Origin of the sequence: Collinsella sp. AF14-35 (assembly GCF_003464565.1) — a bacterium.
In the GTDB taxonomy this organism is placed as follows: Bacteria; Actinomycetota; Coriobacteriia; order Coriobacteriales; family Coriobacteriaceae; genus Collinsella.
The window spans coordinates 1-3,004 of record NZ_QRZD01000045.1 but is presented as its reverse complement, the minus strand read 5'-3'; the positions used below and the strand labels follow the sequence as shown (position 1 = coordinate 3,004).

Annotated in this window: 4 protein-coding genes; 1 reads left to right on the top strand and 3 read right to left on the bottom strand. The window is 54.6% G+C overall.

Annotated features, from left to right (window positions below; genetic code table 11):
- Positions 1–240: 240 nt before the first annotated feature.
- From DWW12_RS09570 to DWW12_RS09560, 3 genes are read right to left on the bottom strand one after another with little or no spacing between them, the layout of a single operon-like run.
- Positions 241–1,182 (bottom strand): radical SAM mobile pair protein B, encoded by a 942-nt coding sequence (locus DWW12_RS09570; RefSeq protein ID WP_117855825.1) that lies wholly within the window; start codon positions 1,180–1,182, stop codon positions 241–243.
- Positions 1,170–1,859 carry a radical SAM mobile pair protein A gene (locus DWW12_RS09565; RefSeq protein WP_055252677.1) on the bottom strand — a complete coding sequence of 230 codons (690 nt, stop codon included), beginning with the start codon at positions 1,857–1,859 and terminating at the stop codon, positions 1,170–1,172. The genes DWW12_RS09570 and DWW12_RS09565 overlap by 13 nt, the downstream gene beginning before the upstream one ends.
- On the bottom strand, positions 1,856–2,056 hold the full coding sequence (locus tag DWW12_RS09560) for a hypothetical protein (RefSeq protein ID WP_055252679.1): 201 nt from the start codon (positions 2,054–2,056) through the stop codon (positions 1,856–1,858). The genes DWW12_RS09565 and DWW12_RS09560 overlap by 4 nt, the downstream gene beginning before the upstream one ends.
- Positions 2,057–2,199: 143 nt before the next feature.
- Here DWW12_RS09560 and DWW12_RS09555 point away from each other — a divergent pair, with 143 nt between their 5' ends.
- On the top strand, positions 2,200–2,760 hold the full coding sequence (locus DWW12_RS09555) for a TetR/AcrR family transcriptional regulator (protein ID WP_117855824.1): 561 nt from the start codon (positions 2,200–2,202) through the stop codon (positions 2,758–2,760).
- The last annotated feature ends 244 nt before the right edge of the window (positions 2,761–3,004 follow it).

Here is a 3,004-nt window from a genome sequence, read left to right as displayed (position 1 = left end):
CTCGAGGCTGGGGTAGAGGTGGTAGAAGCCGTCGAAAAGGCTCTTGACTACTTTCGATTGATGCTCAGTGCCCATTGTATTCGCTACGATTAAACTCGGCACAGGGGATACTGGTTTTCCGTGCGAAAACGCTCATGCCGCTAAATTGAGCGACCGCCTGTACTGCAGCGGGATCATCCGCCCGAGCGATCCCTTAATCCGTCGCCCGTTGCGCCAATCGGCAGAAGCCACGCGTGGACGCTAATCGCTCGAGCGAATCGTCGTCGGTTTCCGTTTAACGATTTCTTTTCCGCTATTATCCGACCCTCGGACTTCCTCGTGATAGAAGTAGTCCACGATCACCGGATGCCCCTGGGGGACTCTGCCATAAGGCATTTCGTTGTCCACAAAGGGGCAATCGTACTTCTTGGCCATTTCCTCGGCTTTTACTTCAAGCGCTTCAAAATAGCTACGGTTGCGCTTGTTATAGATCTCATCGTAAAGCGGTACGAGATTGGGATGTTTCTCGGCGATATAATCCAGGATCGCTTTTTTGAAACCACCCCGAAGATTGAGATTTTCGAGCCAAAACAAATCGCACCGATCTTTTACTCGCTCAAAAATCATCTCAAAATCCGTGATGCCGGGAAATACCGGGGACACGAAGCAGACCGTACGGATACCTTCGTCATACACCTGCTTCATAGCAGCGATACGACGCTCGATGCTCGACGCGGAGTCCATATCGTTCTTGAAGTTCTCATCCAGCGTGTTGATCGACCATGAAACGGTCACTCGTCCAAGCCTCTTCAGCAGATCGATATCCCGTACCACAAGATCGGACTTTGTGCAGATCAGAATATCTGCATCGCTGCCAATCAGCTGCTCCAGGAGTTTCCTGGTATTCCCGAATCGCTCCTCCTGTGGATTGTAGCCATCCGTCACAGAACCGATAACCACCCGCTGTCCAGCGTATTTCTTCGGATTCTTGATTTCCGGCCAATGCTTCACATCAAGAAAGGTGCCCCATTCCTCCTTGTGTCCGGTAAAGCGCTTCATAAAGGAGGCATAGCAATACTTGCAGGCATGCGTGCAGCCTACATAGGGATTGACCGAGTAGCCGCCTACCGGCAGGCTGGACTTGGTCATGATGTTCTTTGCTTCCACCTCATTGATGAGGATTCCATCGATCACTTCCGCCATGTTCTCTGCACCTCCAGCACTCTTTCGAATTCTTCCGGCAATTCCTGAATCATGTTTTCGTCCCCTATGACAGAGACGAGGTCTTCCTTCATAAACATTGGAATGCCAAGCGCGTGCGCCTGGTCCGTCAAAGACCATGCCCACTCCGGTTCCGTATGAACCTTCCTGCTCTGCGCCCCGGTCATGGTACCGACGACGATCCAGTTGATTCCGGAAAGGTCGACCGTACCGGGATCGTCGAATAGCGGCTCAAAAGTAACGAAGAAGTGATTTGCTTTGACGTTTTTCCGAAGGGCGTCGATACGCCACAGCTCCGCTTTCCTCGTCACCGTAACGCCGAACCATGCGTTTTCCAGGTCGGTATCTAAATCCAGCAAATCGGGTCTCTTGGTCAGGAACAGGAACTGATGCTGTGGATTCTCATGGATCTTTGCAAATACCTCGTCTCGCCATTCCAGCTTCCACCCGGAGAGATCGCTCATGCCGGTAAGGAGAAAGTTCTGCGGGCGTTTCTTTTCCATCATCTTGAGCTTGCTCGGGAAGAACGCAGGATCAGCGAAGTCGTCAATCATATGCCAACGTTTCACATTGTTACGGGCATAGCAATATGGACACCCCACCGTGCAGCCGATGACGATATTCATATTCTGAATCTGATTTTTGATGCAGATGCTCATAACGCCTGCCTACCTGCCTCTCCCGTAAACACGCAATCAGCCTTCCCCACCTTGCGGGCAAAAGCCTCGATATCTTGCTTGCAAGCAGCAGGCTCGCAATCGCTCAAATCGTATGACGTGCCGCCGTTTCGATAGACGGCCCGATGGGAAAACGATCGGCTGACAAGCCCGATGCCGAGTTTCTCGCACAGGGTCATCCGTGCTTCCTTTCAGCTATAAAAAACAGGTGTCTATAAACAGTATCCTTGTTGATTTTCGCAGGGGCAATGAACAAACGCGTGCACCTGTCGATAAACGAACAGCTACTGGACATTGTCAAACGACTCAGATTGGAGAGGCGATGGGAGAAACCAAGATCGACCGCCGGCGGCGCTACACCCTCTCGGTCATACAGGAGGCGTTCTTCGCGCTGCTGGCCGAGGTCGGCTTCGCGAAGATGACGGTGGCGGACATCTGCCGCCGCGCCGAGATCAACCGGGGAACGTTCTATCTGCATTGCGAGGATAAGTACGCGCTGCTCGATGCGCTTATCGACGAGGCATTGGCAGCGGCTCCCCCGCTTGAGGGGGTTGAATCGGCAACGCTTTGCCAGCGTCCGCCGGCAGACGACGATTATCGCCTGCTTTATTCGGACAGCGACTCATACGCTCGCGTAGCCCGGCGCGTCATAGAACGCGGAGCGGAGCAGATGGTTCCCTGGGTCATGGAGAAAACAGGGCTTTCACGCGAAGACGCCTTCCTGCTCTTCGTCCACAACGTCCAGGGCAATCTGGCCGTCAACCGCCTGCTCGGCTGGAGACGAGGCCCCGAGTTCGCCCATGCCCAGGAGCTGCTCAACGCCTATTCCGAAGGGGGCTTACTGGCGGTATCCGCTCTTCGCGATTCCGATAACCCATCGTGACCTGCGATTCAGGAATACCAGCCTCCGAGCCCTCTCGTTCGGAGGCTGCGACTAAAACCTCATTGCGCGTCTACCGCTCCGCGTTACTCGCCACCTGCCCGCGCCACCGAGAGCAGGGCGCCCAAATCGGCCTGGATCGCCCCTGCCTTGCTTCCAAGCTGCAGCGGAGCCGAGCCGCCCGAGATGTTTACGCTCAGCAGGTGCGCATCCGGCAGCTTCGCGGTCATGCTCCAGAACGGGAGCG